This window comes from Streptomyces sp. NPDC002701 (genome assembly GCF_042889045.1).
In the GTDB taxonomy this organism is placed as follows: domain Bacteria; phylum Actinomycetota; class Actinomycetes; order Streptomycetales; family Streptomycetaceae; genus Streptomyces.
Map to the genome: position 1 here is coordinate 713,077 of NZ_JBIAQL010000001.1, position 21,127 is coordinate 734,203.

General features: G+C 72.4%; 17 protein-coding genes and 1 pseudogene. 8 read left to right on the forward strand and 10 right to left on the reverse strand.

The features are described from left to right. The first annotated feature begins 30 nt into the window (after nt 1-30). The gene (locus tag ACFYXC_RS03010; protein ID WP_389546165.1) at nt 31-1,485 is read left to right on the forward strand and encodes a hypothetical protein; all 1,455 of its coding nucleotides are present in this window, start codon (nt 31-33) and stop codon (nt 1,483-1,485) included. Nucleotides 1,486-1,576: 91 nt separating this feature from the next. Here ACFYXC_RS03010 and ACFYXC_RS03015 read toward each other — a convergent pair whose 3' ends face one another. Then, nucleotides 1,577-1,939, reverse strand: coding sequence for a hypothetical protein (locus tag ACFYXC_RS03015; protein WP_389546168.1), 363 nt, complete (start codon nt 1,937-1,939; stop codon nt 1,577-1,579). Between the two features lie 134 nt (nt 1,940-2,073). On the opposite strand from ACFYXC_RS03015, the pseudogene ACFYXC_RS03020 reads away from it, so the two are divergent. Then, nucleotides 2,074-2,309 (forward strand): annotated as a pseudogene (locus ACFYXC_RS03020) (DUF2277 domain-containing protein). Between the two features lie 102 nt (nt 2,310-2,411). Here the strand turns inward: ACFYXC_RS03020 and ACFYXC_RS03025 are convergent. From ACFYXC_RS03025 to ACFYXC_RS03045, 5 genes are all read right to left on the reverse strand, one after another. After that, the gene (locus tag ACFYXC_RS03025) at nt 2,412-3,149 is read right to left on the reverse strand and encodes a VTT domain-containing protein (protein WP_389546171.1); all 738 of its coding nucleotides are present in this window, start codon (nt 3,147-3,149) and stop codon (nt 2,412-2,414) included. A 214-nt stretch (nt 3,150-3,363) separates the two neighbouring features. Next, nucleotides 3,364-3,816, reverse strand: a complete 453-nt coding sequence (locus tag ACFYXC_RS03030) for a DoxX family protein (RefSeq protein WP_388908506.1) — start codon at nt 3,814-3,816, stop codon at nt 3,364-3,366. Between the two features lie 69 nt (nt 3,817-3,885). Beyond that, the gene (locus ACFYXC_RS03035) at nt 3,886-5,850 is read right to left on the reverse strand and encodes an FAD/NAD(P)-binding protein (protein WP_389546174.1); all 1,965 of its coding nucleotides are present in this window, start codon (nt 5,848-5,850) and stop codon (nt 3,886-3,888) included. Between the two features lie 405 nt (nt 5,851-6,255). Then, on the reverse strand, nt 6,256-7,974 hold the full coding sequence (locus tag ACFYXC_RS03040) for an alkaline phosphatase D family protein (RefSeq protein ID WP_389546177.1): 1,719 nt from the start codon (nt 7,972-7,974) through the stop codon (nt 6,256-6,258). A 90-nt stretch (nt 7,975-8,064) separates the two neighbouring features. Then, entirely contained in the window at nt 8,065-8,709 is a 645-nt protein-coding gene (locus tag ACFYXC_RS03045; RefSeq protein WP_389546180.1) for an HNH endonuclease family protein, read from the reverse strand. Nucleotides 8,710-9,149: 440 nt separating this feature from the next. Between ACFYXC_RS03045 and ACFYXC_RS03050 the strand changes: the two genes are divergently transcribed. Beyond that, the gene (locus ACFYXC_RS03050) at nt 9,150-9,818 is read left to right on the forward strand and encodes an HAD family hydrolase (protein ID WP_389546183.1); all 669 of its coding nucleotides are present in this window, start codon (nt 9,150-9,152) and stop codon (nt 9,816-9,818) included. A gap of 457 nt (nt 9,819-10,275) precedes the next feature. On the opposite strand, the gene ACFYXC_RS03055 is transcribed toward ACFYXC_RS03050, so the two are convergent. Beyond that, nucleotides 10,276-11,403 (reverse strand): peptidoglycan-binding protein, encoded by a 1,128-nt coding sequence (locus ACFYXC_RS03055; RefSeq protein WP_389546186.1) that lies wholly within the window; start codon nt 11,401-11,403, stop codon nt 10,276-10,278. A gap of 166 nt (nt 11,404-11,569) precedes the next feature. On the opposite strand from ACFYXC_RS03055, the gene ACFYXC_RS03060 reads away from it, so the two are divergent. From ACFYXC_RS03060 to ACFYXC_RS03070, 3 genes are all read left to right on the forward strand, one after another. After that, the gene (locus tag ACFYXC_RS03060) at nt 11,570-13,711 is read left to right on the forward strand and encodes a DHA2 family efflux MFS transporter permease subunit (RefSeq protein ID WP_389546189.1); all 2,142 of its coding nucleotides are present in this window, start codon (nt 11,570-11,572) and stop codon (nt 13,709-13,711) included. Between the two features lie 121 nt (nt 13,712-13,832). Beyond that, nucleotides 13,833-14,510, forward strand: a complete 678-nt coding sequence (locus ACFYXC_RS03065) for a hypothetical protein (RefSeq protein ID WP_389546191.1) — start codon at nt 13,833-13,835, stop codon at nt 14,508-14,510. A 5-nt stretch (nt 14,511-14,515) separates the two neighbouring features. Continuing rightward, nucleotides 14,516-15,214 carry a hypothetical protein gene (locus ACFYXC_RS03070; RefSeq protein WP_389546194.1) on the forward strand — a complete coding sequence of 233 codons (699 nt, stop codon included), beginning with the start codon at nt 14,516-14,518 and terminating at the stop codon, nt 15,212-15,214. A 139-nt stretch (nt 15,215-15,353) separates the two neighbouring features. On the opposite strand, the gene ACFYXC_RS03075 is transcribed toward ACFYXC_RS03070, so the two are convergent. Next, nucleotides 15,354-15,758: a DUF1992 domain-containing protein gene (locus ACFYXC_RS03075; protein ID WP_389546196.1), complete on the reverse strand. Its 405-nt coding sequence runs from the start codon at nt 15,756-15,758 to the stop codon at nt 15,354-15,356. 128 nt (nt 15,759-15,886) lie between these two features. Between ACFYXC_RS03075 and ACFYXC_RS03080 the strand changes: the two genes are divergently transcribed. Continuing rightward, nucleotides 15,887-16,282 (forward strand): hypothetical protein, encoded by a 396-nt coding sequence (locus tag ACFYXC_RS03080; RefSeq protein ID WP_389546199.1) that lies wholly within the window; start codon nt 15,887-15,889, stop codon nt 16,280-16,282. A gap of 16 nt (nt 16,283-16,298) precedes the next feature. Here ACFYXC_RS03080 and ACFYXC_RS03085 read toward each other — a convergent pair whose 3' ends face one another. Then, nucleotides 16,299-16,970, reverse strand: a complete 672-nt coding sequence (locus ACFYXC_RS03085; protein ID WP_389546202.1) for an O-methyltransferase — start codon at nt 16,968-16,970, stop codon at nt 16,299-16,301. 319 nt (nt 16,971-17,289) lie between these two features. Between ACFYXC_RS03085 and ACFYXC_RS03090 the strand changes: the two genes are divergently transcribed. Further along, nucleotides 17,290-19,503, forward strand: coding sequence for a bifunctional glycosyltransferase 87/phosphatase PAP2 family protein (locus tag ACFYXC_RS03090; protein ID WP_389546205.1), 2,214 nt, complete (start codon nt 17,290-17,292; stop codon nt 19,501-19,503). Here ACFYXC_RS03090 and ACFYXC_RS03095 read toward each other — a convergent pair. After that, complete coding sequence (locus tag ACFYXC_RS03095; RefSeq protein WP_388909116.1) at nt 19,457-21,124, reverse strand: hypothetical protein; 1,668 nt, start codon at nt 21,122-21,124, stop codon at nt 19,457-19,459. The two genes, ACFYXC_RS03090 and ACFYXC_RS03095, sit on opposite strands and share 47 nt — an antisense overlap. Nucleotides 21,125-21,127: the final 3 nt, after the last annotated feature.

The window sequence follows — 21,127 nt, forward strand, 5'->3', positions numbered from 1 at the left end:
GCGGGACGGATCACAGCACGGGAGAGGGAAGTGACGGCGACACCTTCGCAGCCGTACACACCGTTTGTGCCATGTGCACAGCAAGTACCTCGCCACCGTGCCGTGTTCGGGCCCACAAGGGCTCGCGGCCGTGCAGGCAGAGCCGGCCGTGCAGGCGGTGCCGGCCGTGACCTGCTCGCCCTCGTCCTCCTGCCGCTCCCCCTGCTCACGCTCACCCTGCCCGCCGCGTTCGCCGGCGGCGGCACGCGGCGGTGGTTCGGCGGGCGCTCCGAGAGCCAGCGGGCCGAGGCGCAGGCCGCGAAGGACGCCGCGGCGGCCGCGTTCTACGAACTCGACACGGCGCAGCGCGATCTGCGGATCTCGATCGAGACCATCACCGCCGTCGACGACACCCCGGCGGCCCGGCGCGCGGTCGCCGACTTCGAGGCGCTCGGCCGGCGCATCGACGAGGTCAGTCACACGTACATCGACGCCGTGGACGCCCACGACCTCGACCGCGACGACCTGGAGGCATCCGTCGCCGCCCACGCGCGCACGGAGCTCAGCAAGGCGAAGGACGAGCTGAGCCGGGTCAAGCAGGAGCTGGACCGGTTCGAACAGGGACTCGCCCCGCTCCTCGGCAAGGCCGAGACCCAGCTCGCCCGGCTCGCCCCCGCCGTCGAACGCGCCCGCCAGTCCCTGCTCGCCGCGTCGAACGCGCTGGACGCCGTACGGGGATCGGGTTCCGGGCTCAGAGCCGACGACCTGGCCGCCCGCCTCGCCGCGCTCGCCCCCGAGCTGACCAAGCTCAACCAGGGCGCCGGGCAGCACGGCGTCCCCGAGACCCTGGAGCGCGCCGACCGGGTCGCCCGGGACGCCGGGGCCGTCCGCGCGGAGGCCGAGCGGCTGCCGGAGCGGGCCACCGAGATCGACCGGCGTCTCGTCTCCCTGCGTACGCGCGCGCAGGCGCTCACCACGCGGTCCGGGCAGGTGGAGCCGGTCCTCAGCGAGTTGCGCCGGCGGTTCACGGCCGCGTGCTGGCAGGACCTCCAGCATGTGCCGGATCAGTCCGCGGAGACCGTCCGGCAGGCCGAGCAGAAGCTGGCGGAGGCGCGGACCGCCCGTGAGGAGCAGCGCTGGGCGGACGCGACGGCACTGCTGTCCACGGTGCGCGCGCTGCTCAACACCACCGACGAGGCGGTGTCCGCGGCCGGCGACCGGCTGCGACGGCTGAACGAGGTGTCGAAGGACCCGCAGCGGGAGATCGAACGCACGCGGTTCGCCATCCGGGACGCGCAGCGCCTCGCCATGGCCGGCCGCAACACCCCCGACCCCCGGCACGCGCGCCCGCTCGACGACTCGGTGGCACGTCTGGAGCGCGCGATCGGCACGCTTGAGGGACGGCATCCGGACTACTGGCACTTCCTGACCGAGCTGGAGGCCGTGCGGGCGACGGTCGGCGGGGTGGTCTCCCGGATCAGGGAGGAGCGGGGGGCCGGGGCGTGACCCGCCCCCACGGCTTGGTCTGACCCGACGGGTTCACGAGGACTCGTCGTAGTCACGAGGACTCGTCGTGGTCACGAGGGCTCCTCGTGGTTCACGACGGCTCCTCGTCCTCCTCCCTGTCCCGTGCGTGCCTCTCCCGTACGTGCTTGAGTGCCATCCGGGCGTCCACCTTCTCCGCGGTCATGACCTCCGACCAGAAGCGGTGGCAGGTCACGAAGACCGCCAGTTCGCGCTCGCGCTCCCTGAGCTTCTCCATCTCGGCCTGTTCGTCGGGCGACCAGCCGGGGGAGGCGGGGCGTTCCACCTTGCGCCAGCCGTGGTCGTCGCTGAAGCCGTCCAGGGGCTCGACCGACCAGGGAAGCCGCTTCAGCAGGGCCAGGAGCTCGGCCCGGACCTGATGCAACTCCTCCTGTCCGGACAGGAGGTCGCTCGGAAAGTCATAGGTCGCAGCCACACGACAATGCTACGCCTGTTCGAATTTGTGATGCGAGTTCCTTGAGAGACTTCATCCGGGACTTCGTCCAAGGCTTCGTCCAGGGCTTCATCCGCAGGGCTCGCGATGTCAGTGCCTCGCGCGAGACTGGACGTATGTGCCGCAGCATCAAGACACTCCGACCGCCCGTCCTGCCCGAAGAGGCCACGGAGGAGGACATCCGCGCCGCCGCCCTCCAGTACGTCCGCAAGGTCTCGGGCTTCCGTGCCCGGCCGCCCACAACCGCGAGGTCTTCGACCGCGCGGTCGAGGCGGTCACGGCGGCCACGGCCGAGTTGCTGGCCGGCCTGGAGGTCCGCGGCCGGACCGGCCCGCCCGGCCGGGCGGGCTGACCACCCCGGGACGGACTGACCACCCCGGGACGGACTGGCACCGCCCCGGTCGCTGCTGTGCCGTGCAGTGCCGCGGGGTGCCGCGCCGTGCGCCGAGCCGTCTCAGGCCCTCGGGCCCGGATCCGAGGCGGGTACGGGCCCTGTCGCGAGCGGTGTCGAGGCCGGCAGCGACGACGGCGTCGACGCCGGCAGGGCGGTCGGCGTCGAGGCCGGCAGAGGGCTCGGCGTCGGTGTCGGGCGGCGCATCAGGAAGGCCGCCCCCGCCCCCGCCCCGAACAGCGCCAGCAGTGAGATGCCCGAGGCGAGCCACGTCGCGCCGAGCCACTGGCCGCCGAAGTAGCCGAGGGCCACGCTGTACGCCGCCCACGCGAGGCCCGCGAGGATCGACCAGGGCAGGAACTCGCGGACGCGGCGGTGCGCGGCGCCCGCGCCGAGCGACACGACAGAGCGGCCCGCGGGCGCGAAGCGGGCGAGCACGACCAGGGCGCCGCCGCCACGTGCGAGGGCGGCGCCGAGACGTTCCTGCGCGCCGCTCAGAAGGCGTGAGCGGGCGATCGCACGGTCCAGCCGGGCACCGCCGCGCCAGGCCAGCCGGTACGCCACCAGGTCGCCGAGGACCGACGCGGTCGCGGCCGAGAGGATCAGGGAGAGGATGTCCGGCACGTGCTCGGTCGCCGCTCCGGTGCCCGCCGCGGCCGCCGTCGCCGCCGTGATGACCAGGACACCGCTCGGCAGTACCGGCAGGAAGACGTCGAACAGCACCGACAACGCCACCACGGCGTAGATCCATTGGCTGTAGATCCAAGGGGTGCCGGACAGCGACCCCACACTCTCAAGCACCAAGACTCCCCTGTGTCTCCCCCGTAGGCCCCGACCGTGCCGTGTGCCGCGGTGTCGCGGGGGAGCGGCAGGAGCGGCCTGTGACAGCCATACAGCGTACGCCGAGGGTCCGACACGAGATCCACAGGGGGCTCAGATGTTCGCCACACCATGTTCACCCGCGTGCTACGAGTGACGGGTTGCGTGCCCTGAATGCCGGGGCCAGCCCGGTGCGTCAGGCCGTGACGGGCTCCGAGGGGCGGTTCTCCCCGGCCGGCGTGGACGAGCGGTCGGGAAGGAACCGGTCGAGGCCGAACGCGCCCGAGCCGGTGAAGACGAGCAGCAGCATCGACCAGCAGTACATGGCCGCGCCCTCACCGTTGTTCTCGATCGGCCACAGGGCCTCCGGCTGGTGGACCTTGAAGTACGCGTAGGCCATCGCGCCCGAGGCGATGAACGCCGCGATGCGGGTGCCGAGGCCGAGCAGGACCAGGGTGCCGCCGACGAGCTCGATGACGGCCGCGTACCAGTTGGGCCAGGCGCCGGTCTCGACGGTGCCGCCCTTGCCGTCCGCGCCGCCCAGGACGCCGAGGAGCGCCACGGCGCCGTGGCAGGCGAAGAGCAGGCCGATGACGATGCGGAACAGGCCGATGGCGTATGGCTGGGCGCTGTTGAGGCGTCCGGTCATGAGGGGGAACTCCTTCGGTTTGGGTACGGTCCCGTGAGGACCGGCGGGGGACGTAACCGAGTGAGTGCTCTACGTTAGGTGCGCCTGTTCAATGCTTGCAAGTTCAAGTTTTGGCCACGGTTTTTCGGGCGTGGCGGGCTCCGGATCCCGCTGCTCCCCCTGTCCCGCCTGCGCGGCGACCGTGCGCAGCACGGCCCGCGCCACCGCGTCGGCGTCCGACAGAGTGACCGAGTCCACACCCGGCCGGGCCCCGGCGGCCGTCACCCAGTGCACCCCTTCGGTGGGCACGCCGATCGCGAACCTCCGTGCGTGCGGACGCCCTTGACGATCGATCAGATGGTAGGGGCGCTGTGTTACGTCCAGCCCTCCGGTTTCGTAACCGTCGACGGTGTGCGGGCGGCACTGGCCCGTCTTCAGCAGCCGGGCGAGCAGCGGGTCGGCGGTCCGCCGCAGGTCCGGCTCGGGCAGCCGGGCCTCGACGAGGGTGGTCGCCGTCACGGTCGAGCCGGGCACGTCGGGGGAGTGCGCCACCCAGGCCCCGCCCTCCGCCCGCACTTCGAGGCGGGGGCCGAGCACCTCCAGCACACCCGCCTCGATGAGCGCGGCCATTTCCTCGACTCGGCGGCGCGGCGGGCCGATGGACAGGAACGCGTTGAGCGGGGTGTACCAGCGGTCCAGGTGTTCCCGGCGGGACGGGCCGGCGAGTCCGCCGTGGTCGACGATCTGGCGCAGCTCGTTGCGCAGGTCCCGCAGCACGTCCAGGGCCGCCTTGAGGGGGCCGTCGACGTTGCCGAGCGCGGCCTGTCCGGCGTCCTCGTGGAGGTGGGCCAGCAGCCAGCCCCTGAAGTCCGCGGGACCGGTGAAGACGCGCCGTCCGTACGGGCGCGAGACGCGGTCCCAGGACCAGCGGTCGGCCTCCGGAACTCCCCATTCGTCGAGGAGGGCCGCCTCTTGAGGGTCCCGGTGCGGCACCGCGAGGAAGCGCTCACGGAAGCGGCGGACGGCTTCGGCCCCGTGCCCGCCGGTTCCGTCGGCTCCGCGCGCGCCCGTCCGGTCGGCCCCGTCGGCTCTGCGGGTCAACAGCCGCTCGTAGTAGACGGTCTCGACCTCCTTCGCCACCAACGGCCATATCTCCGCCAGGAAGTCCGGCGCCTCGCCCGAGTCCGCACGCTTGCGGAAGCCCGCGACGGCCTCCGGGGTCAGCACGGCCGGCACGTGACGGCCGTACGGGCCCTTCGCGTTGTCGCCGCGCGCCTGGTACGGGATGCCGCGGCGCGAGCCGGCCACCAGCCGTGGTTCACGGCCCGAGGGCAGATAACGCGTACCGGCCGGGGTCCGCAGGAAGCGTCCTCCGCGGGCCGTCGTGAACAGGGCCATGTGGTCGAAGAAGTTGAGGCCCAGGCCGCGCAGCAGGACGGTCTCGCCGGGAGCCACGGAGGACAGGTCGAGGTCCGCCGGGTTGGCGGGCGGGACATGGCGCAGGCCGTGGCGTTCGGCGTACGCGGACAGCCGCTCCTGGTCCTGGTCCGCCACCGTCGGCAGATGGCCCTGGGCGAGGACCACGGCCGACAGGTCCGTCAGCGAACGGCCGTCGTCGAGTACGAGGGTCTGGTGGCCCTCCGCCGGGCCGTCCAGGCGTGTCGCGCGCGCCCGGTGCGTCTCGATCCGCAGCGCGGGCGGCGCCCCGCGGACCACCTCGCCGAACACCCACTCCAGGTACCGGCCGTACTGGGCGCGGGTCGGGTAGTCGTCCGGGCCCAGCCGCCCCTCGGCCCAGGTGTGCAGGCTGGGACCGGGGCGTATCGGGCCCGAGCAGTCCACGCTGTCGTCGGTGAAGAGGGTGACCTGACAGGCCACGGTGTTCATCAGCAGCTCGGCCGGCTGGGCGGTGCGCCAGACGCGGCCGGGGCCGGGCGGCGAGGGATCCACCACGTGGACCGTCAGTCGCGTGCCGGGAGCGAGGAGTTCGGGTGCGGAGGCGCAGAGGCGCTCCAGGACGCTGGTGCCGCGCGGCCCGGCGCCGACCAGGGCCACGGAGACGTGTCTTCCCGCGTCCGCGGATCCCGAGGCTGCGGATCCCGCGTCCGTGGATCCTGAGTCCGTGGGCCGGGTACTCCTTGTGGACCCAGTGGTTCTTGGGGACCCGGTGGTCCTCGTCGGTTCCGTCGGCTCCGCGGTCGCTGCAGACAAGGGTGTGACTCCCGGACAGGTGGGGCATGAACGGCGCACCGCCCGCTGGAAGCGGACGGTCCGCATCATCATGCCGTCGCACCGCGCGGGAACCGGCTCTGTGGCGGATCAACGGTGCCGGTTGTGGGATGCCTCACGGGACTCACTGGACTCGCGGGTACCAAGCACCAGCATCACGCACAACAGGGTTCTACGTGGGCAACGTACGCATTAGACGTACGCGGCACACGTCACCGACGCCCGTGTGCGCTAGCTGAGTTCGGATTCGGCGATCGTCCGCAGCCGGGCCGCTCCGTCGCGCTCCTCACGCGCGTGGTCGAGCCGGAGCCGGGCCGAACGGCCGGTCAGGGTCAGCGTCATGAGCTGGTTGCCGAACCAGGGGCCGCCGGTCTTCCGCCAGTCGACGGGCGGGGGAGTGACCCTGCCGTGCCGGGAGAAGCGCCTGCCGATGGCCCGGCCCACGCCGCTCCAGCCGAAACGGAAGCCGATCTTGATGTAGGGCGGGATGGAATTGTGGACGGGGGAGCAGGTCAGCTGGACCACGCGCGCGTCGGGAGCCGCCAGGTCCTCGCGCCAGACCGGCTCGGCGATGTACGCGTGGTGCACGTCTCCGGACAGCACGCACACCGTCGCCGGTGCCTGCGGTCCCGAGCCGGCCTCCGCGATCAGCTCCGCCAGTCTGTCGAAGGACGACGGGAAGGCCGCCCAGTGCTCCAGGTCGGCCGCCCGTCGCAGCTTCTCCCCGCGCCGCGCCCAGCGCTCGCCGCGCTCGCCCCGGCACATCGCGGCGTTCCACGCCTCCGCGTCGTGCACGAGGTTCGGGAGCAGCCAGGGCAGTGAGGTCCCGATGAGGAGGTGGTCGTACGCCCCGGACCCGCCGGAAGCCTGCCCGTCGCCCTGCTGCCCGTCGCCCTGCTGCCCGTTGCTCTGCCGCCCCTCCGGCTGCTGTCCGTCCAGCATCTGCTCGCGCAGCCAGGTCCATTCCGCCGGGTCGAGCATCGAGCGGTTCTGTTCCTCCAGGACGCGGGCGGCGCGGCTGTCGACCATGAGAAGGCGGGTGCGGCCGAAGTCGCGGCGGTAGCTCCAGCTGACCGAGGCGGGGTCGGCGTCGGCCCGCGCCGCAAAGGTGCGCAGGGCGTCCGTGCCGTCGGGCGTGGCCCGCACGGACGCGTACAGGGGGTCCTCGGCGAGGTGCTCGGGGGAGAGGTTGCCGAGGTGCTGGTGGACCCAGTACGACATCAGGCCGCTGAGTACGCGCTCGCGCCACCAGCCGGTCTCCCGCATGTCGGAGACCCACGCCTCGCTGGTGTTCCAGTCGTCTATGACGTCGTGGTCGTCGAAGATCATGCAGCTGGGCACGGTGGAGAGCAGCCAGCGGACCTCGGGGTCGAGCCACGACTCGTAGTAGAGGTGCGTGTACTCCTCGTAGTCCGCGACCTCCGCGCCGGGCGGCTCGTCCAGGCCGCGGCGGTTCTCCAGCCAGTGGCGGGTGGCCTCGGACACCTCGTCCGCGTACACCTGGTCGCCCAGCAGCAGCAGGACGTCCGGGCGCTCGCCCTGCGGGTCCGCGGCGATGCGGGCCGCGAGGGTGTCCAGCGCGTCCGGGCCGACCGGGTCCTTCTCGCCCTCGGGCGGTGAGGCCCAGCGGCAGGAGCCGAAGGCGACCCGGACGGTCTCGCGGTCGTCCACCGGGGTGTGGACGGCCGAGGGAGGGAAGGGGGAGTCGGGCAGGGGCCAGACCCCCGCCCCGTCGAAGAGCACCTCGTACGCCGTGGTCGTGCCCGGTGTCAGGCCCGTCACCGGGACCAGGGCGTAGTGATGGCCCGCGACCTGGAAGGTGCGGGCCTCACCGCCCGAGCCGTCCGCGCAGCGCACCTCGGCCGTGCACGGGCCGCTCGCCTCGACCCAGACGGTCGCGGACGAGCCGTCGACATACCTCAGCAGTGGACCCAGGCGCAGACTCGCCACGTGTGATCACCCTCCTCCGTCGCCCCGTACGGTACGGAACGACGGAGACCGTTGGGGAGATTCCCGGCGAGACATCGGGAAAGTTCCCGGTCAGCAGCCGCTGAGGACCGAGCTGAGTTTGCTCTTCTCCGCGGAGTCGACGGACAGGCCGTAGTAGTACTTCACCTGGACCCAGGCGCGGACGTAGGTGCAGGCGTAGGCCGTGCGGGACGGCATCCACTCGGCCGGGTCCTGGTCGCTCTTCGACTGGTTCACGTTGTCCGTGACGGCGATGAGCTGCGGGCGGGTCAGGTCGTTGGCGAACGCCTGGCGCCGCGAGGTGGTCCAGCTGTCGGCGCCGGAGTCCCATGCCTCGGCCAGCGGCACGAGGTGGTCGATGTCGAGGTCGGAGGCCGCGGTCCAGGTCGCGCCGTCGTAGACGGAGTACCAGGAGCCGCTGGTGGCGGCGCAGGCGGAGCTGGTGACGACGTTCGTACCGTCACGCTTCAGAACGGTCTCTCGGGTGTTGCACGTGCCACTGATGGTGATCCAGTGCGGGAAGAGGTCGCGGTCGTAGCCGGTGCGGTCCTCGGTCGCCACGGTGAGCGAGGCGAGGTAGGTGCGGGCGGTGGCGGCGCTGACCGGGGTGGGCAGCGCGGCGGAGGCGGCCGGGCTCTGGAACAGCCCGACCATGGCTATCAGTCCGGTGAGGGCCGCGACTAGACTCAGCCGTCGACGCGCGTAGACCTTGGGCATGTGAACTCCCTTTGGGTGGGGGGAAGTTGACCTGCGGGCACTGAATGCTCGCGGGGGCCGGTTTCCGGGAGGTGTGCGTCGGGTGAGAAGTTAATGACGTGGGCATGACACGACAAGGCATGGGGCGGATTTTTTCGGAGTGGGCCGTCCGCTATGTCGTGCCGTCGTGCGGAATGGCTCCCGGGTGGGTTCGGACGAGTCCTCGGGGGTGGGTAGCGGGATCGCCGTTTCGTTTTGTACCGTGGATGAACAAAGTGGTCCCCGCTCGCTCTCCCTGACCGGCGGGCGGGGCCACCTTGTCCCTCCGGGCTTCAAGTGGGGTTCGGGTCCGCCGGGTCTCCGGGCTTCCGGTTTCCGGGGGAGCCGCCTGGGTCTCGCGCCTCGCGCTTCGCGCCTTGTGCCCTTGTCATTCCACGCTTTTACGCCTTTGGAGCATGCCGATGACGGCCTCGACCTCGACCGTGCTGACCGCCCGCGCCCTGCTGCTCGACATGGACGGGACCCTCGTCAACTCGGACGCCGTCGTCGAGCGGGTGTGGCGTCGCTGGGCCGATCGGCACGGGCTCGACGGGGACGAGGTCATGAAGGTCGTCCACGGGCGGCAGGGGTACGCGTCGATGGCCGTGCTGCTGCCCAGCCGGCCCATGGAGCAGAACTACGCGGACAACGCGCGGATGCTCGCGGAGGAGACCGCCGACACGGACGGGGTCGTGGCGATCAAGGGGGCCGCGGAGTTCCTGGCCTCGCTGCGGGGGCTCGGGGTGCCGCACGCGATCGTGACCTCGGCGGATGTGGCGCTCTGTGCCGCGCGTATGGCGGCCGCGGGGCTTTCGCTGCCCGAGCTGCGGATCACCGCCGAGTCGGTGGGGGCGAGCAAGCCGGATCCTGAGGGGTTCTTGAAGGGGGCTGCCGAGTTGGGGGTCGCGCCGGAGGACTGTGTGGTGTTCGAGGACTCGGGGGTGGGGATCTCGGCGGGGCGCTCCGCTGGGATGCGGGTGGTGGGGGTTGGGCCCCGGGCCGGGTTTCATCGGCCGGATGTGGTGGTGCGGGATCTTCGGGGGGTTCGGGTGGATGTGGTGGACGGGGAGGTTCGGGTGCGCGTGGGGTGAGGGGGTGCGCGGCTTGGGTTGCGGGTGAGGTGCGGCCCGGTTGTGGCTTGTCGCGCAGTTCCCCGCGCCCCTGGAGGGTGGGTGGGCTGGGCGTGTGATGTTGGGTGCGGCTTGGTTGTGGCTTGTCGCGCAGTTCCCCGCGCCCCTAGGGGATGGGGGTGGGCGTGTGATGTTGGGTGCGCCCCGGTCGTGGCTGATCGCGCAGTTCCCCGCGCCCCTTAAGGGGCGCAGCTCGGCCCCGGTGGACCCGCAGGTCACCCGTGCGGCCAAGCCCCCGCCCCCTCAGCCCCAGCGCGCCCGCAGGTCACCCGTGCGGCCAAGTCCCCGCCCCCTCGGCCCCCGCGGACCCGCAGGTCACCGTGTGGCTGAGCCCCCGGCCCCTCAGGGGCGCGGGGAACTGCGCGACCAGCCCCCGCGGGCCCGCGCGTTACCACGGGCGCAGACGCACCCCGTGCGATTAGGGTTCTGTGGTTTCTGATTCGAGGCGTTGGCGGGTTTGGAGGGTGTACGTGCCCCGGTCCTCCTCGATGCCCCGGGTGAACTGGTAGTTGCGTACCGCGTTCTCGGTCCGGGCGTCGTAGTCGCCGTCCGCCTCGCCCACGTACAAGGCCAACTGCTTCAGACGCAGTTGCAGTTCGACGACCTCGGGGCCCTCGTCGCCGCGCCCCAGCACCACCGGCTCCGCCTTCTCCGGTGGGCCGGACGGCGGCTGCGTGGTGTCGGCCGAGTTCTCCACCGGCGGCGCACTCGTCGTGGCGGTCGTCCGGGACGGCGTGGCCGAGGCGCTCGGCGTGTCCGACACCGACGGTGAGGCGCTCGCGGCGGCCGACTCGGTCGCAGACTCCGAGGGCGACGCGGACGAAGAGGCGGAGGCCGACGGGGACGGCTCCCCGCCGGACGCGTCCGGCACACTCGCGCGCAGGTCGTCCGGTGCGGCCCCGTTGCGCGACGGCGACTCGTACGAGAACAGTCCGCCCGCGAACCCCGCGGCCGCGAGCACGGCGGCGGTGGCGCCGGCGCCCACCAGGACGAAGCGGCGGCGCCGGCTCGTGTTCCCGGCCGGCCCGTCCGGGCTCTCGGAGTCGCCGGGGAAGTCGGCGAACCCGGGATCCCGGGGTGGTGGCCGGTCGTCGAAGGGCCGGGTGCCGCCCGCCGGGTGCGGCCGTGCGGCGTCGAACGCCCCGCCGTCGACGCGTCCCTGGTGCTCCGGTGAGCCCGTGGACGGGCTCAGGGGCGGGCCCGTGGGCGGGCTCACGGGGTCCGACGGGGCGCGCTGTACGGGGATCGAGAGGGTCGCCCCGTCCGTGGGCGAGGGCCCCGCCGCGGCGGCAGTGGTCTTCGCTTCCCCGGACGCGTCACCGGCACCCGGCGTGGGCTCGGGACCGGCGGAGCCCTCCGTGCGGACTCCCAGGTCGACGTAGGGACGTATCCGCAGCGGGTCGAAGTCCTCCGCGGCGGCCGCCTCCGCGGAACGGGTCTGCAGGAGTTCGTCCGCCGCTCTGCGGGCGCAGTCGCACGTCGGGGAACCCCCTGACTCCCAGGGTGCCCCGCATTCAGGACATATGTGACCGCTCCGGTCGCTCATGTGTGGATCCCTCCCCGTACGAACTCCAGCGATTATGCAGACCGCCTCCACACAATCTCCCGGTTACCCCCGGAATCCCGGACTCCTGGCCGGATTCAACAGGCCATAACCGGTCACACCGACCAGGATGGAAGAGGAACGGGCTTCTCGTGGCCGGGAGGTTTTCATGGCCGAGGACGCACACGGCGGGGCCGAGGACGCGAACGTACGCGGGACACCGCCGGGCGGCCGGGGCTCGCACATCTCCCGGGACCACGCCGCCGGCCCGGGCGCGCGCGGCGCGGACGATCCGAAGCGGATGGAGGGCGGGGTCCTCGTCTCGATCGGGGCGCTGCTCCTCGGGATGCTGCTCGCCGCGCTCGACCAGACGATCGTGTCGACCGCGCTGCCGACCATCGTCAGCGACCTCGGCGGCCTGGACCACCTGTCGTGGGTCGTCACGGCGTACCTGCTGGCCTCCACGGCCGCCACCCCGCTCTGGGGCAAACTCGGCGACCAGTACGGACGCAAGAAGCTGTTCCAGGTCGCCGTCGTGATCTTCCTGATCGGCTCGGCGCTGTGCGGCATGGCGCAGGACATGCCCCAGCTCATCGCCTTCCGCGCCGTGCAGGGACTGGGCGGCGGCGGGCTCATCGTGCTGTCGATGGCCATCGTCGGCGATCTCGTGCCGCCCCGCGAACGCGGCCGTTACCAGGGGCTGTTCGGCGCCGTCTTCGGCGCGACCAGCGTCCTGGGGCCGCTGCTCGGCGGCCTGTTCACCGAGCACCTGAGCTGGCGCTGGGTCTTCTACATCAACCTGCCCGTCGGGATCGTCGCGCTCGCCGTCATCGCCGGCGTCCTGCACATCCCGGTCCGTTCGACGCGGCACACGATCGACTACCTCGGTACGTTCCTGATCGCGGCCGTCGCCACCTGCCTGGTCCTCGTCGCGTCCCTGGGCGGCAACACCTGGGCCTGGGGCTCGCCCCGGATCATCGGCCTGGCGGTCCTGGGCGCCGTACTCACCGTCGCGTTCGTGGCCGTCGAACGCCGCGCCGCCGAACCCGTGCTCCCGCTGAAGCTCTTCGGGATCCGCACCTTCACCCTCGCCGCGGTGATCAGCTTCGTGGTCGGCTTCGCGATGTTCGGCGCGATGACGTACCTGCCCACGTTCTTGCAGGTCGTCCAGGGTGTGTCGCCCACCATGTCGGGCGTGCACATGCTGCCGATGGTGGCCGGGCTGCTGGTCTCGTCGACCGTCTCCGGGCAGATCGTCAGCCGCACGGGCCGCTGGAAGGTGTTCCCGATCGCGGGTACCGCCGTGACGGCCCTCGGACTGCTGCTCCTGCACCGGCTCGGCGTGGACAGTTCCACGGGCGAGATGAGCGCGTACTTCCTGGTGTTCGGCCTGGGACTCGGCCTGGTCATGCAGGTCCTCGTACTGATCGTGCAGAACGCGGTCTCGTACGAGGACCTGGGCGTCGCGACCTCCGGCGCCACCTTCTTCCGCTCCATCGGCGCCTCGTTCGGCGTCGCCGTCTTCGGCTCGGTCTTCGCGGGCCGCCTGAGCGACCGGCTGACCGACGTGCTCCGCGGACAGGAACTCCCGCCGGGGCTCGGCGCCGACGCGCTGAAGTCCGACCCGAAGATCATCTCCGAGCTGCCGGCCGCGCTCCGGCCACCCGTCGTGGAGGCGTACGCCACCTCCATCACGGACGTCTTCCTGTACGCGGCCCCGGTCGCCCTGGTCGGTTTCGTGCTCGCCTGGTTCCTGCGCGAGGACCGGCTGCGGGGCTCCGTGACGGCGCCCGACGCCACCCAGACCCTCGCCAGCAACCCCGTGGAACGCTCCTCGTACGACGAGGTGTGCCGCGCGCTGTCCGTGCTGGGCACCCGGGAGGGGCGGCGGCAGATCTACGAGAAGATCACCGCCCGCGCGGGGTACGACCTGCTGCCCGCCGCGAGCTGGCTGCTGCTGCGCATCCGGCGCCACGGGTGGGCCGAACCCACCGCCCTCTCCGAGCACAGCGGGGTGCCCCTGCGGGTCGTCATCGAGGCCGCGCGTCAGGTGGAGGAGCGGGGTCTCGCCCTCCGCGAGGGGCACGATCTCGTCCTGACGGAGAAGGGCTGCGGGGTGGCCGAGGAGCTGGCCGGCGCCCGCGAGGAGTCCCTCGCCGAGCTCCTCGGCGACTGGTGGGGTCCGGACCGGCCCACGGACCTCGTCCGGCTGGTGGCGGAGCTCAACTCCGAGCTGTGCGGCTCCGACGCGGAACAGCCGTACGAGGAGTCGGTGCCCAGGCCGGCCGGCCGGGTGCGGCCGGGCCGGTAGGCCGACACGAGCGGCGCCGCGCCTCCGACGTGGATTGCGGAGGCGTTCGTTTGGGTGCCGGAGTCCGGGCAACACGACGGAAAGAACCGGCCCACTGGGCCCCGAACCCGGAAGGCAATCCATGTCCACAGGCGTGATCATCGTTCTGATCGTGATCGTGGTGGCCCTCGTCGCCGCCGTGATCGCTCGGCAAGTGATGGCCCGCGGGGCGGGCGGCGGGCGCAGTCTGAAGCGGCGCTTCGGACCCGAGTACGAGCGGGCGGTGGCCCGGCACGACGGCGACACCAAGGCCGCCGAGCGCGAACTCGAGGAGCGCGTGCAGCGGCACGGTTCGCTGCGCGAGCAGCCGCTGGACCCCGCGGCGCGGGAGCGGTACGCGGTTCGCTGGACCGCCATTCAGGAGCAGTTCGTCGACTCGCCGCGGGACGCCGTCGTCGAGGCGGACCGGCTGCTCGCCGAGGTGGCGGGCGCGCGCGGCTTCCCGGGGGGCGACCGCTACGAGGAGCAGCTCTCGGCGCTCTCCGTGCACCACGCGCACCACGTGAACGGCTACCGCCGCGTCCACCTGGCCGCCCACGCGAACGGTGCCGCCGGGGGCCGGGCCGACACCGAGGAGCTGCGTGAGGCGCTGGTCGAGGCCCGCGCGCTCTTCGAGGACCTGACCTCTTCCGCCCGCGACGACAGGGCGCGGCTGCGGAAGGACGACGAGGACGTTCCCTCGGACACCCGAACGGACAGCTCCCGCGGCCGGTCGCATGCGCCGTGGGCGCTCAACAGGCGTCATGTGAAGGGGAGTTGAGACGCATGCCGGACAACACCACGGCGGGGCCCTTCCGGGACCGGCGGGATCAGCGGGATCAGCGGGACGATGTGACGAGGACGCCGGGAACGCCGGGGACATCAGGGGCGTCGGGGACGCCTGGGACGCCGGAGGCCGGCGGTGTGCGGGGCGGTGGCAGCGACACGGTCAGCCAGGGCGTGGTCGGCCACGGGGCCGGGACGCGCGGGCGGGACACCGCGGCCCAGGAGCGGGCCCGGGAGGGCCGGGACACGGTCGTGGACGGCGAGCGGATCCCGGCGGCGGCCGGTCCGTCGTCCACCACGGAGCACGACGGCTCGCCGGGTCGTGAGAGTGCCACGGGCAGGACCACCGGCAGCCGGAGCGGGGCGTCCCGCGAGGGCGTGCTCGGCGCCGAGGCGCGGGTGACCGCCGGGACCGGCGCGGGCACCAGCGGGCGGCTCATGCACGACGAGGGCGACAAGCTGTCGCTGCGGCTGCAGCACGCGGTCACCGCGTTCGTCGACGGGCCCCGGGGGTCCGTCGAGGAGGCGGACCAGGTGCTGCAGGAGGTGGCGGAGCGGTTCGCCGACGCCGTCACCCAGCGGCGCCGCACGCTGCGGTCGTCGTGGCAGACCTCCGGGGAGGGCAAGGCGGACACGGAGCAGTTGCGGTTGGCGCTCAAGGACTATCGGGAATTGGCGGAGCGTCTGCTCAAGTTGTGAGCTGTGGTGGTCGAGGTCCCGTTCGGGCGATGTGTCTGCCTGGACGGGACCTTTTGCGTGCCTGGGGGTGGCGTTCGGTGTCGGGTGCGGGTGGGTGGGGGCTGGTCGCGCAGTTCCCCGCGCCCCTTAGGTGCTTGGGTCAGTGGGGGTGGTGGGTTCGCCAGGATTTGACTATGGCCTCTGTGTCGTAGGGCTTGAGGCCGAGGGGTGGGCCGGGGGGTGGTTTGAACATCATCTCGCGGATCTTCGCGTTGATGTCCGTGACGATCTGCCGTACCACCCGCTCCGAGGGCGCCGCGGCGGCCCGCTCCAGCGCGTCCTCTGCCTCCTTGCGCAGGGCCAGCGTCGGAGGCAGCACGGACAGGCCCTCGCGGGCCATCTTCTGCTTGATCCACCACAGTTCGTCGTACGACGTGTCGGGCCCGCTCGGCAACGGCTTGCCCGCGCCTGCGAGTTCGGTGAACTCACCGCGGGCCTCCGCCTCGCGGATCTGCTTGTCGACCCAGGACTCGAAGCCGACCCCGGGAGGCTTGCGCTCGGTCATGCCTCCATTGTGCCGGACGGTGCGCGTCCGGGCGTTTTATCATTCGGCGGCGATACGTCGCGGGGGCGCACCACGTCCCGGCGCGGAACAGGCGAACCGCGGGAACGCGCGGGAACGAAGGAGCGCACGTGCTCGAACTCACCATGGCCTCGGTGTCCGGGACGGACGCCGGCGCGACGGCCGGAATGCAGATGGCCGACGCGCCGAGCGAGCCCGGCGCCGTGCTGCGGGTGGGGCGCGACCGGGGCGTGTGCCGCCTCGCGACGCCCGACGACTGGCTGTTCGTCTCGCGGGTCCACCTGGAGTTCCTGTGCGGGCCCGAGGGGACCTGGCAGGTGACCTGGCTGCGGGGCTCGCACGACGACCCGTCGTCCGAGGTGCGGTTCGCGCTCGTGGGCGGGGCGCAGCAGACACTCCCGTACGGCGGGACGGCGAAGCTCCCCCTCGGCGGTGCGGGCGAGTTGGTCATCCTGGACCGCACGGGCCCGCGCAGCGTGAACGTGGGCTTCTACCAGGAGGCGTGACAGCCCCGAGGACCTTCTACGGCAGCACGCGTGCCAGTGCGAAACCGTCGTAGCCCTTCACTCCCACCGTCTGGATCGCCGTGGCGGTCAGTTTCGGGTGCGCGGCGAACAGGTCGAGCGCCTCGCGGGTGCCGCGCACGCTCGGGTCGTCGCTGGTGGCGTCAGTGACGGCGCCGCCGCGGACGACGTTGTCGAGGATGATGAGACTGCCGGGCCGGGTGAGTTTCAGGGACCACTCCACATAGCGGGGGTTGTTCACCTTGTCCGCGTCGATGAAGACCACGTCGAACGGCTCGGGGTGCTCGTCGGCCAGCGTCTGCAGGCCGATCAGGGCCGGCCCCACCCGGACCTCGGTGATCTTCTCCAGGCCGGCCCGGGCGAGGTTGTGCCGGGCCACCTCGGCGTGCTGTTCGCTGTACTCGAGGGTGATCAGCCTGCCGTCCTCGGGGAGGGCGCGGGCCAGCCAGATGGTGCTGTACCCGCCGAGGGTGCCGATCTCCAGGATGCGCGTCGCGCCCTGGATGACGGCGAGGAGGTGCAGCAGCTTGCCTTGGTTCGGGGCGACGTTGATCTGCGGCAGTCCGGCGGCGTCGCTGTCGCGCAGAGCGTCGGTCAGGGCGGCGTCCGGTGGGGCGAGGAGCCCGGTGAAGTAGTCGTCCACGTCGTGCCAGAGGTGCGGCTCGGTCATGCGGCAAACCTTTCGTCTGTCTAGTTAGGTGTACTAACTAGTTCTGTCGCCGAATATAGCCGGTACCCACGGACGGGGTGGTTGTATTCCCGTCACGAACGGGCGTGGCGGCGTGCCGGGGAACCACATCGGCCGTACAACACCTCCATCAGGACGAAAGACTCAAGGACGTCAGGTGAAGAGGGGGTTGCCTGCGTCTCTCCTCGGGGGTGGTGCGAGCCTCTAAGGGTTCGAACAGGAAACAGACGCACGAGACGCACGAGACCCATGGGACGCATGGGACAGCAGGGGACGAACGGGGCGGGAGGGCCGACGGCGCGTGGCGAACGTGGAGCACGGTGGACGACCAGGTGATGCCTTCGGGGCAGCGGCACCCGGGACGGCGAAGGCACGGTTGGGCATGGTCCGCGCGGGCCTCTGGCTGGTCGCGGCCGTCCTGGCGGTACGGCAGGTCGCCGTCGTCCTGAGCACACCGAAGGGCGAACGCCTGACGGAACTGGAGACCTGGGTCGGACCCGACGGCGTACTGCACGTGACCGGGTCGCTGTACGACTCGACCCGCTTCACCGGCACGCCCTTCGGCGGACTCGTCCTCAAGCCCCTCACCAGGGCGGCGGAGCAGGCCCTCGGCTGGGGCTGGACCTTCGGCACCCTGCTGCTCGTGGTCGCCCTCGGCCTGGTCGCCGCGCGCGCCCTGCCGCAGCCCGTGAGCCGCCGCACGGCCCTGCTGGCCGCGCCGGTCGCGATCAGCCTGCTGATGCTGTCGCTGCCCGTGCGCAACACGCTGTATCTCGGCCAGACCAGCATCATCCCGGTCCTGCTCGTCCTCCTCGGCTGCTTCGCCGTGCGCGGGGAGCGCTCCAGCGGGGTGCTGATCGGCCTCGCCGCGGCCCTGCAGCCGACCGTCCTGGTCTTCGCGCCGCTCCTGTGGTTCACCGGCCGCCGCCGCGCCGCCGTCTCCACCGGCCTCACCTTCGCCGCGTCCACCGCGCTCGCGTGGGCCGCGATGCCGCACGACTCGTACACGTACTGGGTGCACCACCTGGCCGGGGCCGGGCTCGGCCGGCCCGCCGACGACCTCGCCAACCAGTCCCTGCACGGCGCGCTGCTGCGCCTGGGCGTCGAGGGCCCGCTGGAGATCGCGCTCTTCCTGGTGCTCGGCGCGGCCGTCGCCGTGCTCGGTCTGCGCCGGGCCGTGCGCTACGCCCGCGACGGACAGCTGCTGCTCGCCGTGGCGATCACCGGCTGCGTCGCCGTCGTCGTCGCGCCGACCACCTGGCAGCACCAGCTGCTGTGGGTGCTGCTCGCGATGGTCGGCCGGGTCGGCAGCAAGGCGGGCGACCGGTACGTGTGGCCGGTCGCCGTCATCCTGGTGATGACGCTGCCGGCCAAGATGATGCTGCCGAACATGACGGCCCTGCATCCGCTGCGCGACAACGTCGTCCTGCTCGCCGCCCTCGCCGCGGCGACCGCCGTCCCGTTCCTGTCCCGGACGTCCGAGCACTACCGCTCGCCGGTCCCGACGCGGTACGCGCAGCCGGTGCCCACGCGGTGGAGACACGTACCCCTGCTGCCGTTCCTGCGCCGGGTCCTGACCCGGCCGAACCTCCTCCTCGAACTGCTGCTGATCCGCGTCGGCTACTCCGCGTACCAGCAGGTCAGACTTGCGGCGACCGGCGGCACCAACACCGGCGGCCGGGCCACCGCCGAGCAGCACGGCGAGCAGATCCACTCGATCGAGAAGTTCCTCTTCATCGACATCGAGCACTGGGTCAACCACGCGGTGGTGAAGACGGGGTGGCTGGAGGACTTCTTCAACTTCTACTACACGTCGTTCCACTTCGTGGTCCCGCTGAGCGTCCTCGGTGTCCTGTACGTCCGCAGGCCGGCCGAGTACCGCTGGGCCCGCTCGGCGCTCGGTTTCGCCACGCTGTTCGCGCTCGTCGGCTTCTGGCTCTACCCGCTGGCCCCGCCGCGGCTGATGCCCGGTCTCGGGTTCATCGACACCGTGCACGGCGTGCAGGACTTCACGAAGCCGGACTACGGGACGCTGACCGCGCTCACCAACCAGTACGCGGCGATGCCCTCGCTGCACTTCGGCTGGTCGCTGTGGTGCGGGCTCGTCATCGCGATCCTCGCCCCCAAGTGGTGGATGAAGGCCCTCGGCCTGCTGCACCCGCTGTTCACGGTCTCCGCGATCGTGGCGACCGGCAACCACTGGGTGCTGGACGCGGTGGGCGGCGCGGCCGTCGTCGGCGCCGGCTTCGGGCTGACCTACCTGCTCCAGGGTCCGAGGCCACGGCCGCTCGCGGAACCGGCCGGGCAGCGGGTCCGGGGAGCCGAAAAGGCCGAGGGGGCCGAGGGGACGGCCGAGGAGGCCGAGAAGGCCGAGAGGGCTCAGGAGGCCGAAGAGGCCAAGGGGGCCCAGCGGGCCGACGGGGTCCAGGCAGCCGAGGCGGCCGAGGCGGCGAAGGGCGCCGAGGCGGTCAGCACCGGGAAGCCGGTCCCGGCGAAGGACGGTACCCCGAGCTGATCCGGTACTCGCCCGGCTCGGTCACCGTCAGCCGCGTGAACTCGCCCTCCTTGGCGAGGCAGCCGCCGCCCTCGGCGTACAGCCAGGGCGAGAACGCGACCCGCACGGTCACCGGGCCGGGGCGCGGTACGCGCACCACGATCTCGGCGCTGTCCGCGTGCACGACCGTGCCGGGCGCCGACACCAGCGGCACCGCGTCGCGCACCCGGTAGACCCGCCAGTGCGGGTCCTGCCACACCGGTTCCAGCCACGGGGTGCCGTTCTCGACCAGGCGCGCCTCCTCCTCCGCGAAGCCGTCCGGCTTCCCCGAGGGCAGGACGACGAAGCCGACCGCCCACCGGTCCAGCCAGGCCCGGTACGTCTTCTCCGAGAACGTCCCGTCGTAGAAGAGCCGGCCGCGCTCCATGTCCAGCTGCCGGTTCCAGCCGCGCGCCAGGTTCACGTGGGGGGCCAGCGCGGTCGCCTCGCGGTGGTTGCGGGCCGGGACCACCTCGACGCGGGTGCGGTCGGCGCCGAGCCGGTCCAGCGCCTCCACCACGCTGGTCGTGTCGTGCGCCCAGGCCGGCACCACCGTGGACACCTCCAGGTCGTCGACCGTCTTCTTGCCGACCCACCCCACGGAGAAGACCAGGGCCATCGTCAGCGCCACGCGTCTCCTGCGATGGCTGCGCCACCGGGCGGGATCGGTGCCCGCCGTGTGCCGCGGGCCCGGCACCGCGAGCAGCGCGGCCAGCAGGGCGGCGGGCGCGAACAGCTCCGCGAGCCGCTCCACGTTCGTGCCGACCGGCGAGGGCACCAGGTAGGTGAGGACCGTCCCGGCCGCGTACACGACGGCGCCCCAGCGCAGCACCAGCCACCCGCGCGGGGCGAACGTCAGCACGACGACGCCGATCAGCACCGGTGGCCAGATCCGGGCGGCGGGCATCAGCTGCTCGCCGGTGAACGGGAAGAGCAGGGTGGTCGCGCCCACCACCACGACCGGGGGCGCGATCAGGGCGGCGGCCCGCGCCCGGTCCCGTACGAGGGCGTAGCCGGCCCCCGCGACGACCAGGAAGAGGCCCGCCACCGGGCTCGCCATGGTCGCGAGCGCCGCGTACGCCGTCGCCAGGGGGATGCGCCGCTCCCGGGTCAGCAGCACACAGGCCGCGAGCCCGAGCGCGATGCCGAGCGCGAACGTCGTACGCCCCGACGCGACGTTGCACCACAGGGCGAGCGCCGCGAGCAGCGCCGGGCCGAGGGGGCGGCGGATCCCCGTACGGACGATGAGCGCCGCAGCCAGCCAGGCGGCCAGCAGCCCGGCCGCCACGGTGACCGTCCGCACGCCGAGGGCGGCCATCAGATAGGGCGAGATCAGGCTGTAGTTGGCGGTGTGCATCCCGCCGTACCAGAAGAGGCTGTACGCCGAACCGCCGTGCCGGGACGCGAAGTCGGCCCAGGCTTCCTGTGCGGCCAGGTCGCCGCCGCCGGTGGCGAGGAACAGCCACCACACCACGTACAGCGGGACGGTCGGGAGGGTGGCGAGGAGGGGCACCCGGTGCCGCCTCCAGACCGGTCGGAGGTCCCGCTTCCGGCAGGTGGGGGCACCCTTCGGCCGGACGAGGGACAGTTCGGTCGGGACCACGGC

What these genes read in the sequence shown, in the direction of transcription:
- ACFYXC_RS03030 (WP_388908506.1), bottom strand. Translation starts at nt 3,816, where the DNA reads ATGACCGGACGCCTCAACAGCGCCCAGCCATACGCCATCGGCCTGTTC.
- ACFYXC_RS03045 (WP_389546180.1), bottom strand. Translation starts at nt 8,709, where the DNA reads ATGCCCAAGGTCTACGCGCGTCGACGGCTGAGTCTAGTCGCGGCCCTC.
- ACFYXC_RS03050 (WP_389546183.1), top strand. Translation starts at nt 9,150, where the DNA reads ATGACGGCCTCGACCTCGACCGTGCTGACCGCCCGCGCCCTGCTGCTC.
- ACFYXC_RS03055 (WP_389546186.1), bottom strand. Translation starts at nt 11,403, where the DNA reads ATGAGCGACCGGAGCGGTCACATATGTCCTGAATGCGGGGCACCCTGG.
- ACFYXC_RS03060 (WP_389546189.1), top strand. Translation starts at nt 11,570, where the DNA reads ATGGCCGAGGACGCACACGGCGGGGCCGAGGACGCGAACGTACGCGGG.
- ACFYXC_RS03065 (WP_389546191.1), top strand. Translation starts at nt 13,833, where the DNA reads ATGTCCACAGGCGTGATCATCGTTCTGATCGTGATCGTGGTGGCCCTC.
- ACFYXC_RS03070 (WP_389546194.1), top strand. Translation starts at nt 14,516, where the DNA reads ATGCCGGACAACACCACGGCGGGGCCCTTCCGGGACCGGCGGGATCAG.
- ACFYXC_RS03075 (WP_389546196.1), bottom strand. Translation starts at nt 15,758, where the DNA reads ATGACCGAGCGCAAGCCTCCCGGGGTCGGCTTCGAGTCCTGGGTCGAC.
- ACFYXC_RS03085 (WP_389546202.1), bottom strand. Translation starts at nt 16,970, where the DNA reads ATGACCGAGCCGCACCTCTGGCACGACGTGGACGACTACTTCACCGGG.